At 45.4% G+C, this 25,593-nt stretch carries 18 protein-coding genes; 17 read left to right on the forward strand and 1 reads right to left on the reverse strand.

Annotated features, from left to right (window positions below; genetic code table 11):
• The first annotated feature begins 238 nt into the window (after positions 1-238).
• The 17 genes from pcrA to arcC all read left to right on the forward strand — a co-directional run bounded on the left by pcrA (position 239) and on the right by arcC (position 24,797).
• On the forward strand, positions 239-2,554 hold the full coding sequence (gene pcrA / locus CL176_RS01525) for a DNA helicase PcrA (protein WP_205528123.1): 2,316 nt from the start codon (positions 239-241) through the stop codon (positions 2,552-2,554).
• A gap of 276 nt (positions 2,555-2,830) precedes the next feature.
• Positions 2,831-4,855, forward strand: a complete 2,025-nt coding sequence (gene ligA, locus CL176_RS01530) for an NAD-dependent DNA ligase LigA (RefSeq protein WP_118989725.1) — start codon at positions 2,831-2,833, stop codon at positions 4,853-4,855.
• Positions 4,855-6,168: a CamS family sex pheromone protein gene (locus CL176_RS01535; RefSeq protein ID WP_118989726.1), complete on the forward strand. Its 1,314-nt coding sequence runs from the start codon at positions 4,855-4,857 to the stop codon at positions 6,166-6,168. The genes ligA and CL176_RS01535 overlap by 1 nt, the downstream gene beginning before the upstream one ends.
• A gap of 41 nt (positions 6,169-6,209) precedes the next feature.
• A complete protein-coding gene (gatC, locus tag CL176_RS01540) occupies positions 6,210-6,506 on the forward strand; it encodes an Asp-tRNA(Asn)/Glu-tRNA(Gln) amidotransferase subunit GatC (protein ID WP_118989727.1) in 297 nt (98 codons plus the stop codon).
• The gene (gene gatA / locus CL176_RS01545) at positions 6,506-7,966 is read left to right on the forward strand and encodes an Asp-tRNA(Asn)/Glu-tRNA(Gln) amidotransferase subunit GatA (protein WP_118989728.1); all 1,461 of its coding nucleotides are present in this window, start codon (positions 6,506-6,508) and stop codon (positions 7,964-7,966) included. The genes gatC and gatA overlap by 1 nt, the downstream gene beginning before the upstream one ends.
• A gap of 11 nt (positions 7,967-7,977) precedes the next feature.
• Complete coding sequence (gene gatB, locus CL176_RS01550) at positions 7,978-9,408, forward strand: Asp-tRNA(Asn)/Glu-tRNA(Gln) amidotransferase subunit GatB (protein WP_118989729.1); 1,431 nt, start codon at positions 7,978-7,980, stop codon at positions 9,406-9,408.
• Between the two features lie 295 nt (positions 9,409-9,703).
• On the forward strand, positions 9,704-11,212 hold the full coding sequence (gene purF, locus CL176_RS01555) for an amidophosphoribosyltransferase (RefSeq protein WP_240430569.1): 1,509 nt from the start codon (positions 9,704-9,706) through the stop codon (positions 11,210-11,212).
• Positions 11,205-12,233: a phosphoribosylformylglycinamidine cyclo-ligase gene (gene purM, locus CL176_RS01560; protein WP_118989730.1), complete on the forward strand. Its 1,029-nt coding sequence runs from the start codon at positions 11,205-11,207 to the stop codon at positions 12,231-12,233. Before purF ends, purM begins: the two co-directional genes overlap by 8 nt.
• A 2-nt stretch (positions 12,234-12,235) precedes the next feature.
• A complete protein-coding gene (gene purN / locus CL176_RS01565) occupies positions 12,236-12,811 on the forward strand; it encodes a phosphoribosylglycinamide formyltransferase (RefSeq protein ID WP_118989731.1) in 576 nt (191 codons plus the stop codon).
• A gap of 6 nt (positions 12,812-12,817) precedes the next feature.
• Positions 12,818-14,407 carry a bifunctional phosphoribosylaminoimidazolecarboxamide formyltransferase/IMP cyclohydrolase gene (gene purH, locus CL176_RS01570; protein WP_118989732.1) on the forward strand — a complete coding sequence of 530 codons (1,590 nt, stop codon included), beginning with the start codon at positions 12,818-12,820 and terminating at the stop codon, positions 14,405-14,407.
• A gap of 11 nt (positions 14,408-14,418) precedes the next feature.
• Positions 14,419-15,681 (forward strand): phosphoribosylamine--glycine ligase, encoded by a 1,263-nt coding sequence (gene purD, locus CL176_RS01575; protein ID WP_118989733.1) that lies wholly within the window; start codon positions 14,419-14,421, stop codon positions 15,679-15,681.
• A 31-nt stretch (positions 15,682-15,712) separates the two neighbouring features.
• Positions 15,713-16,180: a 5-(carboxyamino)imidazole ribonucleotide mutase gene (gene purE, locus CL176_RS01580; RefSeq protein ID WP_118991543.1), complete on the forward strand. Its 468-nt coding sequence runs from the start codon at positions 15,713-15,715 to the stop codon at positions 16,178-16,180.
• Positions 16,173-17,318 (forward strand): 5-(carboxyamino)imidazole ribonucleotide synthase, encoded by a 1,146-nt coding sequence (purK, locus tag CL176_RS01585; RefSeq protein WP_118989734.1) that lies wholly within the window; start codon positions 16,173-16,175, stop codon positions 17,316-17,318. Before purE ends, purK begins: the two co-directional genes overlap by 8 nt.
• Before the next feature lie 266 nt (positions 17,319-17,584).
• Positions 17,585-18,271: a phosphoribosylaminoimidazolesuccinocarboxamide synthase gene (locus CL176_RS01590; RefSeq protein ID WP_118989735.1), complete on the forward strand. Its 687-nt coding sequence runs from the start codon at positions 17,585-17,587 to the stop codon at positions 18,269-18,271.
• Positions 18,272-18,284: 13 nt separating this feature from the next.
• On the forward strand, positions 18,285-21,818 hold the full coding sequence (locus CL176_RS01595) for a phosphoribosylformylglycinamidine synthase subunit PurQ (RefSeq protein ID WP_118989736.1): 3,534 nt from the start codon (positions 18,285-18,287) through the stop codon (positions 21,816-21,818).
• 501 nt (positions 21,819-22,319) lie between these two features.
• Positions 22,320-23,702: a L,D-transpeptidase family protein gene (locus CL176_RS01600; RefSeq protein ID WP_118989737.1), complete on the forward strand. Its 1,383-nt coding sequence runs from the start codon at positions 22,320-22,322 to the stop codon at positions 23,700-23,702.
• A gap of 195 nt (positions 23,703-23,897) precedes the next feature.
• Positions 23,898-24,797, forward strand: a complete 900-nt coding sequence (gene arcC / locus CL176_RS01605; RefSeq protein WP_118989738.1) for a carbamate kinase — start codon at positions 23,898-23,900, stop codon at positions 24,795-24,797.
• A 59-nt stretch (positions 24,798-24,856) separates the two neighbouring features.
• On the opposite strand, the gene CL176_RS01610 is transcribed toward arcC, so the two are convergent.
• Positions 24,857-25,453 (reverse strand): glutamine amidotransferase-related protein, encoded by a 597-nt coding sequence (locus tag CL176_RS01610; protein WP_118989739.1) that lies wholly within the window; start codon positions 25,451-25,453, stop codon positions 24,857-24,859.
• Positions 25,454-25,593: the final 140 nt, after the last annotated feature.

The raw sequence follows: 25,593 nt of genomic DNA on the forward strand, positions 1-25,593 counted from the left end.
GGCACTCTAGTCTTTTCTTTTTAAGTTCGTCTGTTGAAAATGAGCTGAATTATTAAAAGATGCGTCCATCTACCAAAGAACGACAAAAACAAGGAGATTAACCCAAACAGTCGACTTGTGATTAGTGCACTTCGTATAATCAATGTGCATTTTCGGTGATGGCGTATGCGTGCTATTGATTTTTTGGTATAATGGGCCTATTGCACGAGGCAAGACTAAGCACGAAAGGAAGAGTTCCTTGTCGAATTTACAAGACAATATTAATGCATTAAATGATAAACAACGTGAGGCGGTTCTGACTACGGAAGGCCCAGTGCTCATTGCAGCTGGGGCAGGGAGTGGGAAGACGCGGGTGTTAACGCATCGAATCGCCTATTTAATTGAAGCCAAAGGGGTGCGGCCATGGAATATCCTGGCGATTACCTTTACCAATAAAGCGGCTAATGAGATGAAAGAACGGGTACAACAATTAGTTGGGCCTGAAGGCGATGCGATTTGGGTATCGACCTTCCACTCCATGTGTGCCCGAATTTTACGGCGTGAAGTTGCTTCTATTGGTTATGACGCTAATTTCTCTATTATTGACCAAGGTGAGCAGCAGACGGTAATGAAACAGGTTCTAAAAGAGATGAATCTGGATTCGGATAAATACAATTACAAGGATATGCTGTGGATGATTGATGAAGCGAAGAACCAAGGGCAACTCCCTGAAGATTACCAAGCTCAAGCGGGTAACTATATTGAAGAAATTCAAGCGAAAGTTTACCGGCAATATCAGCGGAAGCTTAAAGCGAGCAATGCGATGGATTTCAATGATCTGATTTTACTAACGGTGAAGTTGCTGCAAGATAAGGCCGAAGTGCGTGAGTTCTATCAGCGGAAATTCCAATATATTCACGTAGATGAATACCAAGATACCAACGAAAGTCAATACCAGTTGGTGCGCTTGCTAGCAGGTGGTTACCGCAATATTTGTGTTGTTGGGGATGCCGATCAAAGTATTTATGGTTGGCGTGGTGCTAATATGGAGAATATTCTGAATTTTGAAACGGATTATCCAGACGCAACGGTCATTCTGCTGGAGCAGAACTACCGCTCAACCCAGCGTATCCTTAAGGCAGCCAATAGTGTCATCGCCAATAATAAGAAACGCAATGATAAGAAGCTTTGGTCTGCCAATGATGAAGGTGCAAAAATCATGTTCTACCAAGGGGAAACGGATTTTGACGAGGCGCGTTTCGTTATTCAACATATTCACCAGCACCGGGAAGATCAACAAGCCAGTTATGACGATATGGCGGTCTTATACCGGACGCAAGCCCAATCTCGTAGTTTAGAAGATCAGTTTCTTAAGGCCAATATTCCTTACCGGATTGTCGGAGGGCAAAGGTTCTATGCCCGCAAGGAAATCCAGGATACATTGGCATATTTGCGCGTTATTGACAATCCCAGTGATAACATTAGTTTAAACCGGATCATTAATGTACCCAAAAGAGGCATTGGCCAAGCAACAGTGGATAAGCTAGCTGACTTTGCGGAAGCGAATGGCCTCAGTTGGTATGAAGGGATTGGCGCGATCGAACAGTCGAACTTGTCCAAAGCAGCGCAAACGAAACTTTTACGCTTTCGTGAGATGATTGAACGCTTCCGTCAACAAGCAGCCTTTCTGACGGTGACAGATTTAGTTGAGGAAGTGTGGGAACAAACGGAATATATTGCTGCCTTGCGCAAAGAAGGCACGATTGAAGCAGCCAGTCGCATTGAGAACTTGGAAGAATTTGCAACAGTTACCAAGCAATTTGATGACAATGGCCCGAGCCAAGTGGAAACGTTAGATCCGGATTACCAAGCTCAAGATGAAGCTGCTGGTGATGTAGAAGCAGGCGAGCAACCAATGTTGACAGCTTTCTTAACGGAGCTATCCTTAGTGACTGACCGAGAGAGCGAAGTGGAGAAGGCCCAGGTGACTCTGATGACCTTGCATGCGGCTAAGGGCTTGGAATTCCCTTATGTCTTTATGGTAGGCATGGAAGAAGGTTTATTCCCCTTACGTCGAGCTGCTGAAGATGAGGATGAATTAGAAGAAGAGCGCCGTTTAGCCTATGTCGGCATGACCCGAGCTGAGGAGCAATTGTATTTAACAGCTTCTCGGAGTCGCATGTTATATGGCCGGACGCAATTTAACCCTGTGAGTCGCTTTGTCGATGAGGTCGACCCGGATCTGCTGGAACACCAGGGGAGTACCTTCCGCGATGCTGTAGGCAGTCCGCGTATTCAACAAGGGGCCGGATTTAAAACCCAAGCGCAAAGAAAGAGTGACCGTGTCGTCCTTAGCAAAAAACGACCAAACTTTAAACAAACGTCTGCCCTTGGTAAAAAAGCGACCTCTACAGTGAGTTGGCAAACCGGCGACAAGGTGGACCATCCAGCTTGGGGTGAAGGCACTATTGTTAAAGTGTCCGGTGAAGGCAACAACCAAACTTTATCGGTAGCCTTTCCTGAACAAGGAATTAAAGAGCTATTAGCCAGCCACGCACCAATCACTAAATTATAGAGCTAACTAGCTTGAAGTAGGAATTGAACGATGGCCTAAGGCTGGTTAAGTCAGCTTTGTCCATTTGTTATATAGCTTTTAAGATTAGCAAGGGGATCATTTAGGATAGCTTTTATAGATAAATTCAAGGTCATGCTTCATGCTCAAGGCAATAAGTATCTTCATGCAATATTTGGATTAACGTGATTTTTTATCGAATAATCCATGTTTTCTTCTGCTATCTCTGGAGAATCATGGTATACTGTTTCAATGTAAGTAATGAATAAGGAGGCGCCAATGGCACAGAATGCACAGCAAGATATTCAAGCGCGGATGGAGCAGTTGAAAGATACGCTCAATGACCACGCATACCGTTATTATGTTCTTGATGAACCGACGATTGATGATGCGACCTATGACGCCTTGTATCGTGAATTAGTTGAATTGGAACAGCAGTATCCGGAATTTCTCGCAAGCGATTCACCGACGCAACGTGTGGGTGATGTCCTCTTGGAAGGTTTCCAGAAAGTCCCTCATGCTCAAGCCATGTACAGCTTGGGCAATGCTTTTAATGAAGCTGAGGTGACGGAATTTATTCAGCGGGTCCAATCGCAAGTGGACGGCCCGGTTGAATTTATGTGCGAGTGTAAAATTGACGGCTTAGCCGTTGCCTTAACCTATGAAGAGGGACGCTTTGTACGGGGAGCCACCCGGGGTGACGGCCAAATTGGTGAAGAAATCACAGCCAATTTACGCACCATTAAATCACTTCCCTTGAAACTTCGCGAGCCAATCTCATCAGAAATACGTGGGGAAGCGTATATGCCGAAAGATGTCTTTCACCGCTTAAATGAGCTCCGGGAGCAAGATGGGCAGGCACCCTTTGCGAATCCACGAAATGCAGCAGCTGGTGGCTTGCGCCAGTTAGACCCTAAGGCTGCAGCCGAGCGGGAGTTAAACATCTTCCTCTATGGGGCAGTTCAAACGGCGTCTTTCCAGCCAGAGTCGCAGGCAGATTTATTTGAACAACTGGATAACCTTGGCTTACGGACGAATCCTTTGCGCCGTTTATGCCGTGACGAAGCGGAAGTTATCTCTTATATTCAAGAAGTTGCAGCGACGCGTCAGGACTTACCTTATGAAATCGACGGAGTGGTGGTTAAAGTCAATAATATGGCCCAGCAAGCAGAACTAGGTTACACTGCCAAAGCTCCTCGTTGGGCGATTGCCTACAAATTCCAAGCGGAAGTAGCGGAAACGGAGCTACTTGAAGTGGAGTGGACGGTAGGCCGAACAGGTGTGGTTACTCCTACAGCCGTGATGGAGCCAGTGCTACTAGCTGGAACAACCGTACAGCGGGCTTCCTTGCATAATGTTGATTTAATTCAAGCTTTGGATGTGCGCATCGGTGACACAGTGCGTATCCAAAAGGCTGGTGATATTATCCCGGAAATTATTTCGGTTGATTTAGAGCAACGAGCTAAAGAGGCGCCAGCCTTACCGATTCCTGAAGAGTGTCCAGTATGTGCGAGTGAACTTGTACGTTTAGACGATGAAGTCGCCTTGCGCTGTATTAATACGGCTTGCCCGGCCCAGCAGTTAGCCCAGTTATCACATTTCACCTCCCGCAATGCGATGAATATTGTAGGGATTGGTGAGAAAGTAATCCAGAATATGCTTAAACATAATTTGGTAGAGAATGTGAGTGACTTCTATTACTTGGAGCAAGATGATTTTCTTCAATTGGATAATACGAAGGAGAAATCTGCCCAGAAATATTATCAGGCCATCCAAACTTCCAAGGAGAATTCCTTGGAAAGGCTGATTGTGGGCCTAGGAATTCGCCACGTTGGGGTCAGAGCGGCCAGGCTTTTGGCCCAGCGTTTTGAGACGATTGAGGCGATTATGGAAGCTTCTCAAGCAGACCTTTTAGAAGTTGAAGGTATGGGGGCAATAATTACCCAATCGGTGCAGGCATATTTCGCCCTAGAAGAAACGCAGGTCTTGATTGAACGCCTGCAGCAGGCGGGGGTTAATACGACTTATACGGGTCCGCGTCCAGCCAAAGTAAGCGAGCTGGATAATGTCTGGTCTGGGAAGACAGTCGTTCTTACCGGCACGATGGAAACCTATACACGCAGTGAGGCCAAGCGGGTGTTGGAAAACTTGGGGGCCAAAGTAACAGGCAGTGTATCCAAAAATACGGATTACCTGGTGGCCGGTGAAGCAGCGGGGAGTAAGTTGACTAAGGCCCAAGATTTAGGTATTAAGATTTTAGATGAAGCGGCGTTCCTTGAACGCTTAAATGGAGGAGAGCATTGATGAAAGAGCGGATCTTTAAATTAAGCACCTTGCTTGTAGCCGCGACGGTATTTCTCACTGGCTGTTTAAATAGCGGTACGGGTGATGAAGAAGCCGAAAGTTTAGGGCCGAATGAAGCGACGGTGCAGACAACGTCTAGTCAGTTGTCGAATGATTATTACCGGGCGGTGATTGTAGATGGTCAGTATCAATTAGGCGCTTCGGCCAATGCTGATGCAAGTACCAGCTCAGCAGGTAATGTGGAAGCTTTTGAGGAAGGGCTCTTACGTATTAGTAAGGAAGTCTTCCCGACAGATCAATATTATATGCAAGAAGGGCAAATTATTGATGAAGAGACGATGACGAGCTGGCTGTCTCGGGAATCACCGACAAATCCGGAAGGATTGAACCCGGCAGCTCCTGATGAAGAAGAGATTCGCCAGCGTGCCAGTGAATCGGTCGCCCCTTCAGATGCACCAGAAGATCCAGAAAATCCGGAAAATATTGACAATCCCGAGCAAGAGGGCCTTGAATCTTCTGAAAGTAGTGTCAGTGACCCGGCAGAAAGTACCCAAGACGAGCCAGGTGAGGGGGAAGCCCTTATGGCACCACCGGGTAATGTGAGCAATACACCGATTTATATTTCACAAATTATGGAAAAAGATATTATGACAGAGACAGATGATGGCTTTGCTATAAGCGGTATTGTTATCGGTCTGGCCATGAATAGTGTCTATGAATATACGGATGCCAATGGGGTTGTACACCAACAGGAAATTTCGGTAGGGGAAATGCGTGAACGCGGTAAGCAATATGCCAATATTATTGTCGGCCGCCTGCGTAACACTGAGGAGCTGCGTTCAGTGCCGATTGTCGTAGGACTGTATAGCACAGCGCCTAATAATGCGGTTGTAGGGGGTACTTATATGGTTGATGGGATTTCCCGTGAGGGAAATGCTGTGACGGATTGGACCGAGCGCAATGAATACCGCGTTGCCCTACCACTAGTCTCTTCGGACCAACAAACCGATCAGTTTTTATATTTTGACAATTTCCAACAGGAAGTAGCTGGCTTCTTCCCGAATCTGAATGGTATTAGCGGGGAAGCACTTTATGCAGATGATCAGTTAGTGTCCTTGGAGATTGAAGTAGTAACCCAGTTCTATCAGAAATCAGAAATTACTGCCCTAGCCCAGCATATTAACGATGTAGCCCAGCGCACCTTGCCAAGTGAAGTGGCTATTGAAATTACCATTCGCTCAGCTAACGGCATTGAAGCTTATGTTGGTAGACCGGCCGGTGCAACTCAATTTGAAAATCATATCTTCAATTAGCTATAATGGATTAGAAAATTCAAAGGAAAGAAGGGATCAATGTGATCAGTCGCGATAAAGTTCAACATATCGCTCACTTGGCCAAGTTGCATTTAACGGATGCAGACTTGGACCATATGGAGAAAGAAATTAACGATACCATCGAAATGTTTGAAGCCTTACAAGCTGTGGATACAGAAGGTGTGGAGCCAACGTATTATGGTAACCGTAAACGCAATGTAATGCGCGACGATAAACCAATTGACAGTGGCAAGAAAGAAGCACTCTTAGCTAATGCCCCTGACGCACAAGATGGTTATATCCGTGTACCAGTGATTTTAGAGAAGGAGGACGCTTAATGAGTTATCCAACAACAATTAAAGGCATTCAAGCGGGCCTGAAAGCAGGGGACTTTACTGCCGTTGAGTTGCTCGAGGGAATTTATGAACGAATTGCAGCCGTCGATGGAGATGTGAAAGCCTTTCTTGCTTTGAATAAAGAAGAAGCCTTGGCCGAAGCTAAAGCGGCCGATGAGCGGGGCTACGGGGATGATGCACCGAAATTAAACGGGGTGCCAGTGGGGGTTAAAGACAATATTCTAACTAAAGGCTTAACCACTACCGCCTCTTCCAAGATGCTGGAAAACTTCGTGCCAACTTATGACGCAACTGTTGTATGCAAATTACGCGAAGCAGGGGCAATTATTGTTGGAAAGTTAAATATGGATGAATTTGCCATGGGTGCTAGTTCAGAAACATCTTACTTCCAAACAACGCATAACCCTTGGGACTTAAATCGTGTACCTGGCGGTTCTTCCAGTGGTTCTGGGGCAGCGGTCGGTAGTCGCCAAGTGCCAGCAACTTTAGGTAGTGATACTGGGGGAAGTATCCGTAACCCAGCAGCTTTTAACGGGGTTGTAGGTATGAAGCCAACCTACGGCGCGGTATCACGTTTAGGAGCCATTGCGATGGCCTCTAGTCTAGATCAAATTGGGCCATTGACTATTACGGTCGAAGATAATGCCTTGCTTCTTGAAGTCCTAGCCGGGCATGATCCAATGGATTCAACAAGCTTTACTGACGATGTCCTTGACACCAATTATTCTGCTAAATTAGGCCAATCTTTAGCAGGCTTGAAGATTGCTTATCCAGTAGAATACAAATCAGATGTCATTGACCCAGAAATTCGGGCAGCTATTGACCAAGCGGCGCAATATTTTGAAGCGCAAGGGGCGATTGTGGAAGAAGTTTCCTTGCCAAATACCGAGCATGGGGTGAACGCTTATTACGTCATTATGGCGGCGGAATCATCAGTGAATTTACAGCGTTTTGACGGAATCCGTTATGGTTACCGCTCACCGAATGCCAAAGATTTAGATGATATTTATGTTATGAGCCGTTCAGAAGGCTTTGGCGATGAAGTGAAACGTCGGATTATGCTTGGAACTTATAGTTTAAGTTCAGAGTCTTATGACCTCTATTACAAGAAGGCCGCCCAAGTACGTACCCTAATTCGCGAAGACTTTGAGAAGGTCTTGGCTGATTACGACTTAATTATGGGCCCTACAACCACGACGGTTGCCTTTGAAATCGGTGAGCGCAGCGAGGATCCGATAGAGATGTATATGGCTGATCTGCTGACGGTTCCAGCTAACCTAGCGGGCAATCCAGCGATGTCGATTCCAGCGGGCTTAAACTCTGAAGGCATGCCGATTGGTATGCAATTGATTGGTCGCTCATTGGACGAGGCAACTTTATACCAAGTAGCGGACAATTTCGAAAAAGGTCACGATTTCGTTGACCAAGCACCAAACTTATAAGGAGGAACGAGATGAATTTTGAAACGGTTATCGGTTTGGAAGTTCACGTCGAATTAAAGACAGATTCCAAAATATTTAGCACGTCTCCTGCTCATTTCGGTGCAGAGCCTAATGCTAACACGAACGAGAAAGACTGGGCCTACCCAGGTGTCCTACCTGTAGCGAATAAGAAAGCGATGGAATACGGAATGCTTGCTTCCATGGCTTTAAACTGTGAGATTGCTGAGGTAATGAGCTTTGACCGCAAGAGTTACTTCTATCCGGACAACCCATCTGCTTATCAAATTACCCAAGACTTTGAACCAGTAGGTCGCAATGGCTATATTGATATTGAAGTGGAAGGTCAAACGAAACGTATTCGCATCAACCGTGTTCACTTGGAAGAAGACGCGGGTAAGAATACTCACGGTACGGACGGCTATTCATACGTAGACTTGAACCGCCAGGGAACGCCACTTATTGAGATTGTATCGGAAGCAGATTTACGCTCACCGGCTGAAGCATATGCTTACTTAGAAGCCTTACGTGAGAAGATTCTTTTTGCTGGGGTGTCGGATGTGCGTATGGAAGAAGGTTCCTTACGTTGTGACGCGAATATTTCCTTGCGCCCTTATGGCCAAGAGGAATTTGGGACTAAGACAGAGTTGAAGAATTTGAATAGTTTCAACTTTGTTCGCAAAGGACTTGAGCACGAAGAAGCGCGTCAAGCTAACGTCTTACGCGCGGGTGGCGAAATTCAACAAGAAACACGTCGTTATGACGATGCAAGTGGTGAGACAGTCTTAATGCGTGTCAAAGAAGAGGCGGCCGACTACCGCTACTTCCCAGACCCAGACGTACCACCAATTGAAATTAGCCAAGAGTGGATTGATGAAGTGCGCCAGCAAATGCCTGAGATGCCAGACGAACGTCGCAAACGTTACACGGATACTTATGAATTGCCTGAGTATGATGCGAAAGTCCTAACGCAAACGAAGGAAATGTCAGACTTCTTTGATGAAACGGTTGAACATGGGGCTGATCCTAAGCAAGTATCCAACTGGCTGATGGGTGAAGTGTCTGCTTACTTAAACAAAGAACAAATCGAATTAAGCGACACCGAATTGACACCAGAAAACCTCGGCGATATGATTCAATTGATTGACAATGACACTATCTCTTCCAAAATTGCCAAGAAACTCTTCCAAATTCTAGTCAAAGAAGGTGGCAAGGCAGAAGAAGTCGTTGAAGCAAACGGCATGGCCCAGCTAAGTGACCCAGCCAAATTACAACCAATCATTGACGAAATCGTTGATGCGAATCCGCAATCCGTTGAAGACTACAAGAATGGTAAAGACCGTGCTTTAGGCTTCTTCGTCGGTCAAGTGATGAAGCAAACACGTGGTCAAGCGAACCCACAAGTTGTAAATGAATTGATTTTGAAGACCTTGGATGCGAAATAATTGCATAAGTAAGCTTAAAGAGCACGCTACGTAAAGTGGTGTGCTTTTTTCTTATATTGAGACAAAAGTTTGACATATGCAATTTAAATAAGACAAAATTCCGTGGGAAAGGCGTCCGACGGAATCGAAATCGCGAAAAATTCCGTGAGGCCGGCTTCCCATGGAAGGCGCTGAAGGGTCTCGACAAAAATCCGAACATTTAAATTATTAACTCATTAGATGTTCGGTAAATCCTGTTTATGATAGCAGGAATTTGTTACACTTATAGTGTAATGATGATAAAGGAGGGAGCTTCATGTCAGCTCAAACGGACGGAACGCAAATGAAGCCGGACCGTCGTAAGACACTACAAAGTGTTAATGAATCAGGAGGACTTTTTGCCATTTGGAATCATCCGAATGCGCATCAGATAACGTACTTTGGCTTGCATGCCTTGCAGCATCGTGGGCAAACGAGTGTAGGGCTGGTCAGTTATGACGACGGTGAGTTTCATGGCTTGCACGGCAACGGCTTGTTGACGCAAGTATTTAATCGACCAGAGAAATTGGAACGCCTGATAGGACGTCATGCGATTGGCCAAGTTAGATCAGCTACGCAGGCAGACCGGGAGGACAATACGAATATTCAACCCCTGGTCTTTCATTTCAGTAATCAGACGATGGTGATTACCCATAATGGAAATATTACCAATGGACTTACCTTGCGTGAGCAGTTGGAGGCAGAAGGAGCGGTCTTATCGTCGAATTCTGCGGCAGAGTTACTAATTCATCTAATGCGACGCAAACCGGCGGAAGACTTTGAAGCAGCGTTCAAAGCGAGCTTGCGTGAACTACGGGGCGGCTTTAATTTCTGCTTATTGACAGAGTCTGGCTTGTACGGAGCGGTTGACCGCAACAGTTTCCGTCCATTGGTGCTAGGTCAGATGGCCAATGGAAGCTATCTCTTAGCAAGTGAGACGTGTGCTCTTCATACCATTGGGGCGAAATTTGTGACCGAAATTTTTGCCGGTCAGTATGTGGTGATTAATGATGAAGGATACCGGATTGGCGTATATGTTGAGGATACGCAAATTACGATTGAGCCGATGGAGTATATTTATTTCGCCAGACCAGATTCGGATATTGCAGGGGTGAATGTCCATAGTGCCCGTAAGGAGATGGGGCGGCGCTTGGCCTTGGAGCAGCCAGCACCGACAGCTGATTTAGTTATTGGTGTGCCGAATTCTTCCCTATCCGCTGCGAGTGGTTATGCCGAAGCGTCTGGTTTGCCTTATGAAATTGGTTTGATTAAGCATCAATATGTGGGCCGGACCTTTATTCAGCCAACTCAGGAATTGCGGGAGCAAGGGGTGCGCAGTAAATTATCCGTTGTGGTGAATTTAGTGCGTGACAAATCAGTTGTACTTGTAGATGATTCCATTGTTCGTGGAACAACGATTCGCCGTCTGGCACAATTATTAAAGGAGAGTGGGGCGCGCGAGATTCATTTGCGAATCGCTAGTCCACCTTTAAGATTCCCGAATTTCTATGGCATCGATGTGTCGCATACGTCAGAAATGATTGCAGCAAATTATACCGTTAAAGAGTTGAACGAATTGTTCGGCAGTGATAGCCTGGGTTATTTATCTGTACAAGGTTTGATTGATAGCGTAGGCTTGCCAATTGAAAATGAGACGGGGGGCTTGAGTTTAGATGCCTTCACAGGAGCGTATCCTGCCGATATTGCGGATTGTCGTGAGTCTCTTGAAGCATCCCTTACCCCCCTCCAAGAAAAAATACGAAAAGGAGCCAGTTGCGATGAGTAATGCTTATGAAGCGTCAGGCGTAAACATTCAAAAAGGCTATGAAGCCGTGGAGCGCATGAAGAAACATGTGGCTAAAACCCAAAGATCTGAGGTATTGAATCAGTTAGGAAGTTTTGGTGCTTTATTCAGTCTTTCCGGAGAGTACGAAGAGCCTGTGTTGGTAAGTGGAACAGATGGGGTTGGGACGAAATTAATCATCGCTCAACAAACCGGTCAATTAGATACGATTGGTATTGATGCGGTGGCAATGTGTGCGAATGATATCTTAGCCCAAGGGGCTGAGCCTTTATTCTTCTTAGATTACTTAGCTGTTGGTCAGAATGATCCAGAGAAGATTGAAGCGATTGTTGCGGGTGTCGCTGAAGGGTGTGTTCAAGCAGGGGCAGCCTTAATTGGCGGCGAAACGGCAGAAATGCCTGATATGTACGCAGCAGATGAATTTGATATAGCAGGCTTTTGCGTGGGAATTGTCGAAAAAGCGCAAATACTGGATGGTAGCCAAGTCGAAGATGGCGATGTGTTAATTGGCTTACCAAGTACGGGTGTGCATTCGAATGGCTTCTCTCTAGTGCGCAAGTTGTTCTTCAAAGACCATGACTGGTCACTAGAAGACACCTTGGCTGACGGGCAAACCTTAGCGCAACATTTGTTAGCCCCGACCAAAATTTATGTTAAAGATGTCCTGCCTTTAGTACAAGCTCAACAAGTACACGGAATTGCTCATATTACGGGCGGTGGCTTCTATGAGAACGTCCCTCGGATGTTTAACGCAGACTTAACAGCAGTGATTGATGCGACAGCGTGGGAGCGTCCGGTTATTTTCGACCAGTTGAAAGAATTGGGCAATTTAAGTGATGAAGAGATGTTCAATGTCTTCAATATGGGTATTGGAATGGTCTTAGCGGTTGCACCCGCTGAGGTTGAGGCGATTTTAGCCGCTTGCCCTGGCAGTGTCCAAATTGGACAGATGGAAGCAGGCGACGCACCTAGCGTCCGCTTAGAATATTTGGAGGGAGCATAATCATGCGGTTAGCGCTGTTTGCTTCCGGAAGTGGAAGCAATGTGCAAGCAATCATCGATGCAGTCCAAGCCGGTAAGCTTAATGTAGAATTGGTTGCCTTATTCTGTGACCAAGCGGGTGCCCGAGTCATTGAACGGGCTGAGCAGGCAGGTATTGATACCCTTGTCTTGGCACCGCAAGACTGTCCAAGTCGACAAGCTTGGGAGGAAGCGATTGTTGCTTTTCTCAAAGAACGAAAGGTCGAACTGATTGTGCTGGCAGGTTTTATGCGAATCTTAGGTGAACCTTTGTTAGAAGCCTATCCCGAAGCGATTGTAAATATCCATCCGTCATTATTACCAGCCTTTCCTGGCCGTCAAGGTATTCAAGATGCCTATGAAGCAGGAGTCGCTGAGACGGGTGTGACAATTCACTGGGTCGATGCGGGGATTGATACAGGCGAGATTATTGTTCAGGAGAAGGTTAGGATTGAAGCGGACTGGTCACTTGACGATTTAGCTCAAGCAATTCATCAAGTGGAACACCGCCTTTACCCAGCGACACTCCAAGAAATTATCGAAGAAAGAAGAGAGGATTAAGCTGACATGAAGAAAACGGCTCTATTAAGTGTGTCTGATAAGACAGGGATTATTGAATTGGCTCAGGTTTTAGTAGATCAAGGGATTGCTTTGTTATCCACTGGTGGAACCTATGAAGCAATTAAAGCCGCTGGAATACCTGTGGAGACGGTGGACGCTTATACAGGTTTCCCGGAGATGATGGATGGTCGGGTAAAGACCTTGCATCCGAAAGTTCATGGTGGCATCCTTGCCTTGCGGGATAATTCAGAACATCAAGCAGCTGTCCAAGCCCATGATATTCGCTGGATTGATTATGTTATCGTTAACTTGTATCCCTTTAAAGAAACGATTAGCCAGAAGGACGTAAGTTTAGAAACCGCTATTGAGAATATCGATATTGGTGGGCCAACTTTGTTAAGAAGTGCTGCGAAGAATTACCGCTTTGTAACTGTCGTTACCGATCCACGCGACTATGGGCGTTTGGAGGCAGAACTTAAAGCTGAAGGCGAGACCAGTCCAGAATTCCGAGCTTATTTAGCGAAGAAAGTCTTTGAGTTGACCTCACACTATGACACATTAATTGCCGATTACTTAAGCCAAGCAGCAGTTCAAGCCAATGAAGCTGACCAAGCTTGGGAACATATCACTTTAACCTATGATCAGAAAGAAACCTTGCGCTACGGTGAGAATAGTCACCAAGCCGCAAGTTTCTACAAGGCAGTGAATCTACCAGCCTTCTCAATTGCAGCTGCCGAGCAGCATCATGGCAAGCAACTATCTTATAACAATTTAAAAGATGCTAATGCTGCCTTACAAATTGCCGGAGAATTTGATGAGCCAGTTGCGGTAGCGGTGAAGCATATGAACCCATGCGGGGTTGGTCTGGGTGAGACAATTGAAGAAGCCTTTGATCGTTGCTATCAAGCTGATTCGATTTCGATTTTTGGTGGGATCGTCGTTGTAAACCGTCCAGTGACAGCAGCTTTAGCAGAGACTTTAGCAGGGATTTTCTTAGAGATTATTATCGCCCCAAGTTTTGAAGAGGCGGCGATGGAACGTTTGACCAAGAAGAAGAACTTGCGCTTATTAACCGTTGACTTTAATAAGCGTCAGGAACAACCGAAAGAAGAATTTGTGTCGATTCCTGGGGGCTTACTTGTTCAAGATACGGATCGCTCAGAGGAATTACCTCAGGAAGCAATTACGGCTCTACCAGACGCATGGGAAGTTGCAACGGAGCGTGCCCCGGAAGCCAGTGAAGTGAAGGCAATGAATTTCGCAATGAAAATCGTCAAACACGTGAAAAGTAATGCCATTGTCGTAGCAAATGAATATATGACCCTTGGTGTGGGAGCGGGCCAAATGAACCGGGTCGGTTCAGCCGAAATCGCTCTAGACCAAGCTGCCGAAAAAGACGCCAGTTTACGGGAGACCTTCGTTATGGCTAGTGATGCCTTCTTCCCTATGGATGATACCGTCACCTTAGCACATGAGCGGGGGGTTACGGCGGTTATTCAACCGGGAGGTTCAATTCGTGACGAGGATAGTGTGAAAGTATGTAATGATAAAGGAATGGCCATGGTTATGACCAACGTGCGCCACTTCCGCCACTAGGAGGGTTACCATTGGAAAAAGTACTCATCGTCGGCTCAGGAGGCCGTGAGCATGCTCTAGCGCGTGCCTTTAGTCAAAGTCCGCAAGTTAGCACTGTATTCGTTGCTCCAGGTAATGCTGGTATGGTGTTTGACAAGATTCAAACCGTTGCCTTAGCCATGGATGATAGCGACGCTTTACTTTCATTTGCCCAAGAAGAAGGAATTGCACTAACCTTTGTCGGTGCAGAGCGACCCCTTGAGGCTGGCCTGGTGGATGCCTTTCGTGCAGCTGGCCAAGCGATTGTGGGACCGACCAAATACGCCAGTCAATTGGAGTCATCGAAAGCCTTTGCTAAGGAAGTTATGCACGCGGCTCAAGTGCCCACATCTTCCTATGAATATTTCAATGCAGGTGATATGGAAGCAGCGTGGGCCTATTTGGAAGGCAAGGGCTTGCCGGCTGTTATTAAAATCGACGGCTTGTATGCTGGTAAAGGGGTAGTAATTCCTGAAAGCATGGCCGAAGCTCAGGCAACCTTGGAGCGCTTCCTAGTGGAGGAGAAATTACCGGTTATTATCGAAGACTTTATGGTAGGTCCAGAGTTTTCTTACTTCACTTTAATCAACGGAACTTCAGTTATCCCAGTCGGGAGTGCCTGTGATTATAAGCGGGTGAGTGACAATGACCAAGGTTTGAATACTGGCGGTATGGGAGCTTTCTCTCCGGTACCTTGGTTTGATGAAGCCATGGAGACAGAAGTCTTGGATACGATTGTTCGTCCAGTTGCTGAAGAGATGGTGCGTCGCGGCGAACCATTTACCGGCGTATTATACAGTGGCTTAATGTTGACGGCAGAGGGGCTGAAGGTTGTCGAGTTTAATACACGTTTCGGTGATCCTGAGACACAAATTCTTTTGCCACGGATTCAAGATGATTTCTATGATTTAATTCAAGCGCATTTAGCAGCGGAAGCTTATGAGGTAAACCTCAGTCCTGAAACCCACTTGGGCATTATTGTTGCCGCTGAAGGTTATCCGGAAGCTTATGCCAAAGGGATGCCAATCCGCTTTACTCAAGCAGCCAAGATGGAAGATATCTATTTCGCTGGGGTTCAAGCAGAGGAGAGTGGGACGGATCTAGTGGCTAATGGCGGTCGCATATTGATGGTGACGGCTGAAGGCGCGAATTTATCTAAGGCCCGTCAAGCCGCTTACGCACAAGTGGATCAAGTAAACTTACCGCAAAGTTTCTACCGTTCAGATATTGGTTTACACCGGGAAAGGAGCAATTAAATTGACGAACCAGGCAGATGTCGCAGTAGTCATGGGAAGCACCTCCGATTGGGAGCAAATGCAAGGAGCTTGCGAGCTCTTAGACCAGTTAGGGGTGAGCTATACGAAAGCAGTTGTTTCTGCTCACCGTATGCCGGATGAGATGTTCAGCTTTGCTGAGGGTGCTCGTGACGCAGGCTATAAGGTGATTATTGCCGGAGCCGGGGGAGCAGCCCACTTACCGGGCATGATTGCGGCTAAGACGACCTTGCCAGTGATTGGCGTGCCGATGAAGTCAAGTAACTTAAGCGGCATGGATTCCCTGTTATCCATCGTTCAAATGCCGGCAGGTGTGCCGGTCGCCACGATGGCTATTGGCCAAGCCGGCGCGAAGAATGCGGGCTTAATGGCAGCGCGAATTTTAAGCATTGAGAATGCCGAAGTGGCGGCTAACTTAGCCGAATACCGGGACAATGCCCGTCAAGCAGCCCAAGAAAGTAGTGAAACGCTCTATGACTAAAACTTTACTACCAGGCGCTACGATTGGCATCATTGGAGCAGGCCAACTAGGCAAGATGCTAGCCCAAGCTGCTCAGAAAATGGGCTATCGGATAGCCATGTACGATCCTAATCCTGATTCCTGTGGCTTTGGCGTAGCGCACGCCCATACGGTAGGGGATTTTAATGACCGGGATGCCTTGCTAGCTTTTGCCAAAGATGTGGACGTATTAACCTATGAATTCGAGAATATCAATGGGGAACTATTGAAAGAACTGGAGCAAGTAGCTTACCTACCTCAAGGAAGTAAACTTCTCCTCGTTTCCCAAAACCGCTTGCGCGAGAAGACTTGGCTTAACGAAATCGGCTGTCCAACGGCAGCTTTTTGTGAAGTAAGTAGTCCAGAGGATTTGCAGGCTGCCCTAGCTAACTTCGGTTATCCAGCGATTCTAAAGACGAACCGCTTTGGCTATGATGGCAAGGGCCAGTATTTACTCAAAGCAGCTGAGGATATTGATGGGGTACCTTTCACCGATGATACGGATTATATTCTGGAAGCTTTCGTTCAGTTTACCTATGAAGCCTCGGTAATGGTGAGTCGCAGTATTGATGGTAGAATTGAATTCTTCCCGATTACTAAGAATCAGCATCGCCAAGGTATTCTCTACAGTAGCCTTGCGGGCTCAGAGGTAAGTGCAGATGTTATTGCCAAGATGCACGACGCTGCTAAGCGCCTGGCTGAAGCCGGCGAATTGGTTGGTGTTTGTGGCGTTGAGTTCTTCATTGATGAAGCGGGCGGGGTAATGGTTAATGAAATTGCTCCCCGACCGCATAACAGTGGCCATTACAGTATTGAAGCTTGTAATGTCTCGCAATATGACCAACATATTCTGGCAATTGCGGGTCGCTCAATCGTGCCTGTGCAACTGATGGAGCGGGCTTTAATGATTAACATACTAGGCCAGCATATGGCAGACTTGCCGGAAGTATTTAGCCACTATCCGGAAGCAATGGTTCATATTTATGATAAAGGAGAAGCCAAAGCCCAACGCAAGATGGGCCACTTCACCTTATTAAGCCAGGGGCCAAAGCATTTAGAAGACATATTGGCAGAATCAGACTTCTTAAAAGCCTGGGAGGCGAAATTTGACCAAGTTTAATAATTTATCTCATGGGTGACTCAGCACCCATAAGTACAAGTCTAGGTATTCTCATTAGCAATGAAGCTGGCTTGTGTTGCTTGAAAAGATACGCTTTAGAATGGCATTCATATCACTAGCCAGCACCATGGTTTTGCAGGTGTTTTCCTGCTAGGAAGGAACTATAATCCCTATAGCAGAAAAATACTTGTGAGACCTGCGGTCAGCGTTAGGGACGCATGTATCGATTGCTATATTGAATGAACAATTAGGTAAAGGAGACGGCGATGGAATTAATCTACACAGGTAAAACCAAAAATGTTTACCGCAATGATGCAGGGCAAACAGTCCTGGAATTTAAAGACGATGTCACCGGAGAAGATGGGAAATTCGATCCGGGCGCGAATCAAGTAGGCTTATCGATTGAAGGCGTTGGCCAAAAGAACCTCGGCATGTCTGCGTATTTCTTTGAGAAGTTGAATACTGAAGGCATTCTCACCCACTATATTTCAAGTGATTTAGACGGCAACTTTATGACCGTACGCGATGCACAAATCTTTGGCAAAGGCCTGGAAGTTATTACACGCTACCGTGCAGTAGGCTCTTTCTATCGCCGTTTCGGTGATTATATTGAAGAAGGTGCACCGCTAGATACTTACATGGAAGTTACCTTGAAAGACGATGAGCGTGGCGATCCCTTTATTAGTCAAGATGCCTTAGACCAACTGGGCATCTTGTCTAAGGAGGACTATGAGACTTTGGAAAGCTTGAACGCTCAAATTGCTGACTTTATTCAGGCAGAGTTGGCCACTAAGGGCTTAGAGTTGTATGACTTGAAGTTAGAATTTGGCTTAGAGCAAGAGATGGGGCAAATTATGCTCATTGACGAGATTTCAGGCGGGAACATGCGGGTGTTTAAAGGCGACGAGAGCATTGAGCCTTTAGCATTAGCGGCGTACTTTATAGAAGGATAAAAGGAGGAAACCCATGAGTCAATTTATCGTTGTGCTGAAAGGTGCATCAGCATTTCTTTTGAAAGAAGCACATAACTTTTTGAACTTGACGAATATCTCACAAATTACGGAATATCACGTCTTTGAATTTGAAGGTGGCGATGGGGCAGTCGTTGCTGAGGAATTATTTGACACGTATGAATTAGTGGATACTTTAGAGGCTTACGACACTCTAGAGAGCTTCCGCTACCGTCAAGTGTTAGGCCAATACGATGAAGTGTCTGAGATGACTAACCGCTTCGTCAGCAATATCTATGGCTATGATATGACCTTGCATCACTCTAATATCGTACGTCTTGAAGGTGCTTCTGAAGCTGATATGGCAGTCTTCAAAGACTACTTTATTAATGAAACCGAAAGTGAACTGGTTGACTTTGGTGCCTTGTCTTATGATATGGGTGTTTCTAGCGGGAAAGATTTACGTCAAGTTGAGGGCTTTATCGATTTCGATGAGAGTCAATTAGCTAAATTGCTCGAAGAGTATTCAATGGATATGAGCGATATTCGCGTTGTTCAAGAATATTTCCGTGAGGAAGGCGTTGACCCGACAATCTTCCAATTGAAGATGATCGATACCTATTGGTCTGATCACTGCCGCCATACAACCTTCTTAACAGAACTTAGCCAAATTGAAGTAGAAGATGGCCACTATAAAGAAGCGATTCTTACCGCTTTAGAAGAATACAATGCTGTACGCAGTGAAGTTTACGGCGAGCGTGAAAAGAAAGTAAGCTTAATGGATATGGCTACTATCAATGCTAAATATGCTAAGAAATTAGGCCTGTTGACGAATGTGGATGAATCTGACGAAGTGAACGCTTGCTGTATCAATATTAAAGTTGATGTGGACGGCGAAGAAGAAGATTACTTGTTGTACTTCAAGAATGAAACGCATAACCACCCAACTGAGATTGAACCATTTGGCGGCGCAGCGACATGTATTGGTGGGGGAATTCGTGACCCTCTATCTGGACGTAGCTACGTGCATCAAGCTTTGAGAATTACCGGGGCAGCGGATCCTACGAAAGCTTACGATGAAACCTTACCGAACAAATTACCTCAACGGGTTATTACCCAACGGGCAGCTGAAGGTTACAGTGATTATGGCAACCAAATTGGCCAATCAGCTGGTTTCGTACAAGAGTTTTACCATCCAGGCTTTGAAGCCAAGCGTATGGAATTAGGGGCTTTAGTTGCCGCAGCGCCTAAGAGCTATGTCATTCGTAAAGACTCTGAACCTGGTGATAAAATCATCCTACTTGGTGGTCGCACTGGCCGTGACGGACTCGGGGCAGCGGTAGGTTCCTCTAAAGTTCAAACAGATAAATCGATGGAACTCCAAGGTGCGGAAGTACAGAAAGGAAATCCTGCGATTGAACGTAAGATTATCCGTTTATTCCGTCAAAGCGAGGCTACGCGTTTAATTAAGAAATGTAATGACTTTGGCGCCGGTGGGGTATCTGTAGCCATCGGTGAATTAGCAGATGGTCTGACGATTGAATTGGATAAAGTGCCACAGAAATATGCAGGCATGGATCCAAGTGAAATCGCCCTATCTGAATCACAAGAGCGGATGGCCGTTGTTCTTGATGCGCAAGATGTAGATGCCTTTGTTGCTTTAGCTGAAGCGGAAGATTTGGAAGCATCCATCGTTGCAGAAGTGACCGACTCACCGTACATGGTGATGACTTATGAGGGTGAAGAAGTACTGCGTTTGAAACGGGCATTCTTAGATTCTAACGGTGGTGCCAAAGAAACAATTGCTAATATCCAAGCAAGCAGTATTGCAGCTCATTATGAAGAAGATCGCTCTATTGAGCAGCAATTAACGGATATTCGCTATACAAGCCAAAGCGCCCTCGGCCAAAACTTTGACTTCTCCATCGGTAAAGGAACGGTGCTCGCTCCATTTGGTGGCGCAAGTCGTCTAACGACTCAAGAAGGAATGGTTGCTAAGATTCCTACTTTAGGTCATGAAACCGAAACCGTATCAGTTATGGCTGGTTCTTTCTTGCCGGATGTAGCTAGCGCCTCACCATTCCACGGTGCTTACTATGCTGTGTTGAATTCTGTCGCTAAGGCAGTAGCCTTAGGTGTGCCTTACCAAGAAGCTCGTTTAACCATGCAAGAATTCTTTGAATCAACAGAGACTCCTGAGAAGTGGGGTAAACCTGCTGGAGCCTTACTTGGAGCCTTTAAAGCGATGAAGCAACTAGGCTTAGGTGCTATTGGTGGGAAAGACAGTATGAGTGGTACGTATGAGGACTTAACGGTCCCACCTTCTGTCATTAGCTTTGCAGTGGCTGCGACTAAAGTGGATGCTGTAAACTCTCGTGAATTAAAAGCCACTGATTCAAAAGTTATCTTATTAGAAGTGGAACGCTTGGCAGACGATACCTTTGATGAAGCGGCTATGAAGGCTATGTTTGAACAAGTGACAGCCTTAATCGAAGCAGGTCAAGTGCGGGCTATTTCGACCTTAAATGAGAAGACGGTTGAATTAAACTTAGTGGAAATGGCCCTAGGTAACCATATTGCCTTTGAAATGGAGCCAGAATTTGTCGGCCATAAAGGTGCTCTAGGCTTCTTAATTGAAGTAGCAAGCGACACTGACCTTGAAGGAGCTGTTGTGGTAGCAAAGACATGTGAAGGTTCCCAAGTCCAAATCGATCAAGCATACGACTTAGCTGATTTAGCTGATGTGTATACGAAGCCACTTGCAGATGTCTTCACCGAAATTGAATTTCAAGCAGTTCAAGAGGTTAAAGCCCCACTTGCACCAGCTGAAGGCTTTACGTCTGACGTAAAGGTCTTAATTCCCGTGATGAACGGTGTAAATGGTGAGTATGATCTGTACGAAAGCTTTAAGCAATACACACCAAATGTTGATTTCTTCATTATTAAAGAAGAATTGGCTTATCAAGCATCGATTGATGAATTGAAAGCACGTTTGGCTGACTATGATATTCTTGCTTTCCCTGATGGATCTATTCTGTCTAACCGTATGCATTATGGTCAAGCAATTGCCCGCGTTATTCAAGACATGCAAGCAGAAATCGAAGCCTTTATCCAAGATAAGTACGTTCTTGCAATCGGTGCGTCGATGGCCGGCTTTGTTCGCAGTGGTCTTATAGAATTTGGCAAAGTCCAAGCAGGTACCCACTTAACTTACCGCGAGAATCCATACGGCAAATTTATCTCTGCGATTGTTCCAGCCAATGTTCATCAAACAACTGCCTTTGCTGAAGAAGGTAGCTACACCACTGCCCTTGCTTCATATACCTTAACTCTAGAAGCAGATATGGCCAAAGTTGGTGAGCAAGTGCTTTCTACTTATGCTCATTACTTTGAAGACGTCCAAGCGATTGATGCTATGACAGATCCAAGTGGTCATATTCTTGGCGTCAATGCTAACTTTGAACGTTTCGGCCAAGGTCTATTGAAGAATATCGAAACTCACGAAGCGCCATTTGTAGCGAACATCGTACGTTTGGCTGAAGGAAACTAATCTTTGTCACGATTGCCAACATACCTCAGGAGCTATGAAGCTTCTGGGGTTTTTAGGAATTATAATGTATATTCCCCCTTTTTATACAATACAAGAAATAAACATAAATACTTTATTCCATCATTCGTTAATTAATGATTGGTGCAACTTTGTGAATATAAGGCGAAATTTACATGCTGATAATAAGCTCTTCTGAATAATGCAGTCGTATCAACGTTCAGCAATAATGATATTCATTGAGGTGTATATTTTTGGAGAAGTTTAGCTTATATCGCTGATTTTACCCAAGCTGTATAGGTAATTGTTTAGGAGGGGGAAGACTATGAGCATTTAATGGGAAGGCATTAAGAATATCCTTGAGCAAACGTATTCATCCACATAAACTCAAAAAACTTTTTGAATTTATGAGCAAAGCCCTTTATTTTTTGCAGAATTATGGTAATCTATATAAGTGAGAAACTTTATAAATACTTAATAATTACTTGTTAAAGGAGTGGCAGAATGAAGAAAGGGATTAAAGTTGCTTTAACAGGCGCACTTGTTCTTGGAGTGGGCTATATGGCAGGCGTCGGCTTTTATGCGGAGAAATTTATGCCAAATACCAGCTTTACCTCTGTTAATATTAGCAATTTAACCTTAGATGAAGCACAAGCAAAGATAGAAAGTGATATTTCAAGCCGAGAAATTGTTCTTGAAGAAGGTGGCCAAGAAGTTGGTCGGGTCACCGTCGGAGATTTAGCTCCAGAATATAAAACCCAGTCGGCTTTAAAAGCGACATATTTAGCACAAAATCCAGCGAATTGGTTAGGGAATATTGTCCAAGCAGAGAGTGCTGAGGCAACCTTAGCTGATCAAGTGGATATTGATGAGGCGAAACTCGCTGAAGATTTATCTGCTCAAGGGATTACCAATGAGGGCCGTGAAGCAGCTCGCAATGCGGAGATTCTTTATTCTGAAGAAGATGGCTACTATGTTGAAGAAGCAGAGAGTGGCAATGCGATTGATTACGACCGGTTAGGGGACGCAATTTTTGACAGTATTCAAGCGAATGATGACTCGGTTGCCTTAGAAGATGCTTATGATGAGCCAACAGTATATGCCAATAGTGAAGAAGTAACAGGTCTTCTCCAAGAAATTGAAGACACCAAGCAAACGGAAGTAACCCTGCAATTCGAAGATGAAGATATTACCATTCCAAGTGAGACGATTGAAGAGTGGATTCACTTTGCTGACAATAATGACATTGTCATTGATCGCTCACAAGTTATAGCCTACTTAGAAACGATTAACGAAGATGTTTCAACCTTTGGCAAAACGCGGCAATTCGAGTCCACCATGCAAGGTACCGTTGAGGTACCACCAGGAATCCTTGGTTGGGGCATTGACACTGAAGCAGAAGCAGAGAATATTGCATCAGCTCTTGAAAAGGGTGAAACTTTAGTTCACGAACCAGCAATCTATAGTACAGGTAACGTGGGTAGTACGACAGATGAAATTGGCGATACTTACATTGAAATTGACCTGACTTACCAAACAATGTGGTTATACTATGAAGGTCAACTGATTGTTGAAACGCCAATTGTCTCTGGAAAGATGGGCGCTGAAACCGTTCCAGGTGCCAATGCGGTCAACGAGATGTTAACCAATACAAACTTAGTTGGTTTCAATCCATTCTACAACGTGAACTATTCGACACCTGTTAGCTATTGGATTCGCTTTGACGACCAAGCCCAAGGTATCCATGACGCCTCATGGCAAGGTGCCTTTGGTGGCGATATATGGGTAAACAGTGGCTCACTTGGCTGTATTAATACACCATTAGGTGCCGTTGCTACCATTTATGAATATGTTGAAATCGGAACACCGGTAATGGTCTTCCACTAAGCGCTTTAACGAACAGCATCTGCCTTGCAGGTGCTGTTTTTTTGAACTTTTAATGAGATTTCATTTGAATATAGTGAAATTACTTGACGAATGTGTCCTGAAAGGCGTATCATGCTGAAAGTTTAAGAATCTTTAGTTTATCAATGGGAGGGAATATTATGAAGCGAATTGTTGTAGCACTGGGGTGGGAATGCTATTCTGACTGATGATTCAACAGCACAAGGGCAAAAGGCTGCCTTAAGTCGTACGGCGCAGTATTTGGTCGAGTTTGTGAAGCAAGGCTACCAGATTATTATTAGCCACGGAAATGGTCCCCAAGTAGGAAATGTACTGCTGCAACAAGCCGCAGCCGATTCACCTAAAAACCCAGCCATGCCTTTGGATACTTGTGTTGCCATGACCCAAGGCAGTATTGGCTACTGGTTACAAAATGAACTGCAAAAAGCGCTGAAAGAAGCGAAGATAGACCAACAGGTCGTCAGCTTAGTGACGCAAATCGTTGTCGACGCCAATGACCCAGCTTTTGATGAACCAACGAAACCCATTGGACCCTTCCTAACCCAAGAACAGGCCGCTTCAGAAGCTGCGGAAACGGGCCATATCTTTAAAGAAGACGCGGGCCGGGGCTACCGCCGTGTCGCTCCTTCACCGAAGCCACAAGATATTCTTGAGGCTGATGTTATTCGTACGCTTTTAGATAACAACTGCATCGTCATTGCTGCTGGTGGCGGTGGCGTGCCAGTAGTAGCATCAGGTCAAGCCTATGAAGGGATTGAAGCGGTTATTGATAAGGATTTCGCGTCTGCCAAACTAGCTGAACTTGTTGAAGCTGACTCCTTAATTATTCTAACCGGTGTAGATCATGCTTATCTCGATTTCAATCAGCCGAATCAAACGGCCTTGAATGACGTTACAGTAGCGCAAATGCGGGAATATATTTCAGCCGGAGAATTTGCCCCGGGCAGCATGCTGCCGAAAGTTGAAGCCTCGATTCAATTTGTTGAACAGACAGAGGGTGCCCCTGCGGTAATCACTTCCCTTGATAATATTGAAAACTACCTCCACTATGGCACAGCGACCATTATCCGTCGTTAAAATAAAAGCTCCCCAAAGCAGATATATCAAGCGTCTGCTTTGGAGAGTTTTTTGATAGTTTAGACTTTACCTTCACGCACAATTTGCTCGCAGAAATTGCTTAGAATCCCTTGGGCAAGGGTATCTTCTTTAACGTTGAGTTCAAACTGGACGCCGTAAATTTTCTGAGCTTTATTCTCAATGGCACCGTATGGCCGATTTGGGCCGTTGGCGACTACTACAAAGTCTTCCGGTAACTTAGATACTGCTGCATCGTAACCTAATTGAACTTCGTATTGATTCATGAGTCCTTTAAAAAGGCCAGACTCTAAGTTATGGACAGTCAGTTGTGCAGGACTAGGTTCGTGCACCTCACCGACAGGTGTTACTGTGCCACCGAGGATATGAATCATGGCTTGCATCCCACGGCCAGTTGCGAGAATTGGCAAGTTTAGTTTTTTAAATAAATTTGGGTCAATTTGATCGATATCGTCCGGGTAGACCGTTTCGTATCCTCCAAGTAAGACAACCGCCTGAGCTTCGGCATCCGCCAGAATGGATGCGGCTGTATAGCCTCGCTCTACTGTCTCTACCTGATAACCTGTCTGCTTAATATAGTCGACGATGTCACTTAAATACTGATTCCCAAAGTCTAGTACATAGATTTTATCCGCCATATCCTTACTCCTTTATTGTATGTTTAATATGATTATAGCATGGAAGTTATATTTAAACGAATAAAGCAATGTATCGTGAGAAACCACCTTCTCCTCAATATTGGCGGAGTAAGGTGGTTCTAGTCTAAGGCTTCAGGCCT

Source organism: Suicoccus acidiformans (genome assembly GCF_003546865.1).
Lineage (GTDB): Bacteria > Bacillota > Bacilli > Lactobacillales > Aerococcaceae > Suicoccus > Suicoccus acidiformans.

Excerpts from the sequence above, each read along its gene's own strand:
- ligA (WP_118989725.1), top strand. The coding sequence starts at position 2,831 with ATGGCACAGAATGCACAGCAAGATATTCAAGCGCGGATGGAGCAGTTG.
- CL176_RS01535 (WP_118989726.1), top strand. The coding sequence starts at position 4,855 with ATGAAAGAGCGGATCTTTAAATTAAGCACCTTGCTTGTAGCCGCGACG.
- gatA (WP_118989728.1), top strand. The coding sequence starts at position 6,506 with ATGAGTTATCCAACAACAATTAAAGGCATTCAAGCGGGCCTGAAAGCA.
- gatB (WP_118989729.1), top strand. The coding sequence starts at position 7,978 with ATGAATTTTGAAACGGTTATCGGTTTGGAAGTTCACGTCGAATTAAAG.
- purF (WP_240430569.1), top strand. The coding sequence starts at position 9,704 with ATGTCAGCTCAAACGGACGGAACGCAAATGAAGCCGGACCGTCGTAAG.
- purM (WP_118989730.1), top strand. The coding sequence starts at position 11,205 with ATGAGTAATGCTTATGAAGCGTCAGGCGTAAACATTCAAAAAGGCTAT.
- purN (WP_118989731.1), top strand. The coding sequence starts at position 12,236 with ATGCGGTTAGCGCTGTTTGCTTCCGGAAGTGGAAGCAATGTGCAAGCA.
- purH (WP_118989732.1), top strand. The coding sequence starts at position 12,818 with ATGAAGAAAACGGCTCTATTAAGTGTGTCTGATAAGACAGGGATTATT.
- purE (WP_118991543.1), top strand. The coding sequence starts at position 15,713 with ATGGGAAGCACCTCCGATTGGGAGCAAATGCAAGGAGCTTGCGAGCTC.
- purK (WP_118989734.1), top strand. The coding sequence starts at position 16,173 with ATGACTAAAACTTTACTACCAGGCGCTACGATTGGCATCATTGGAGCA.
- CL176_RS01590 (WP_118989735.1), top strand. The coding sequence starts at position 17,585 with ATGGAATTAATCTACACAGGTAAAACCAAAAATGTTTACCGCAATGAT.
- CL176_RS01595 (WP_118989736.1), top strand. The coding sequence starts at position 18,285 with ATGAGTCAATTTATCGTTGTGCTGAAAGGTGCATCAGCATTTCTTTTG.
- CL176_RS01600 (WP_118989737.1), top strand. The coding sequence starts at position 22,320 with ATGAAGAAAGGGATTAAAGTTGCTTTAACAGGCGCACTTGTTCTTGGA.
- CL176_RS01610 (WP_118989739.1), bottom strand. The coding sequence starts at position 25,453 with ATGGCGGATAAAATCTATGTACTAGACTTTGGGAATCAGTATTTAAGT.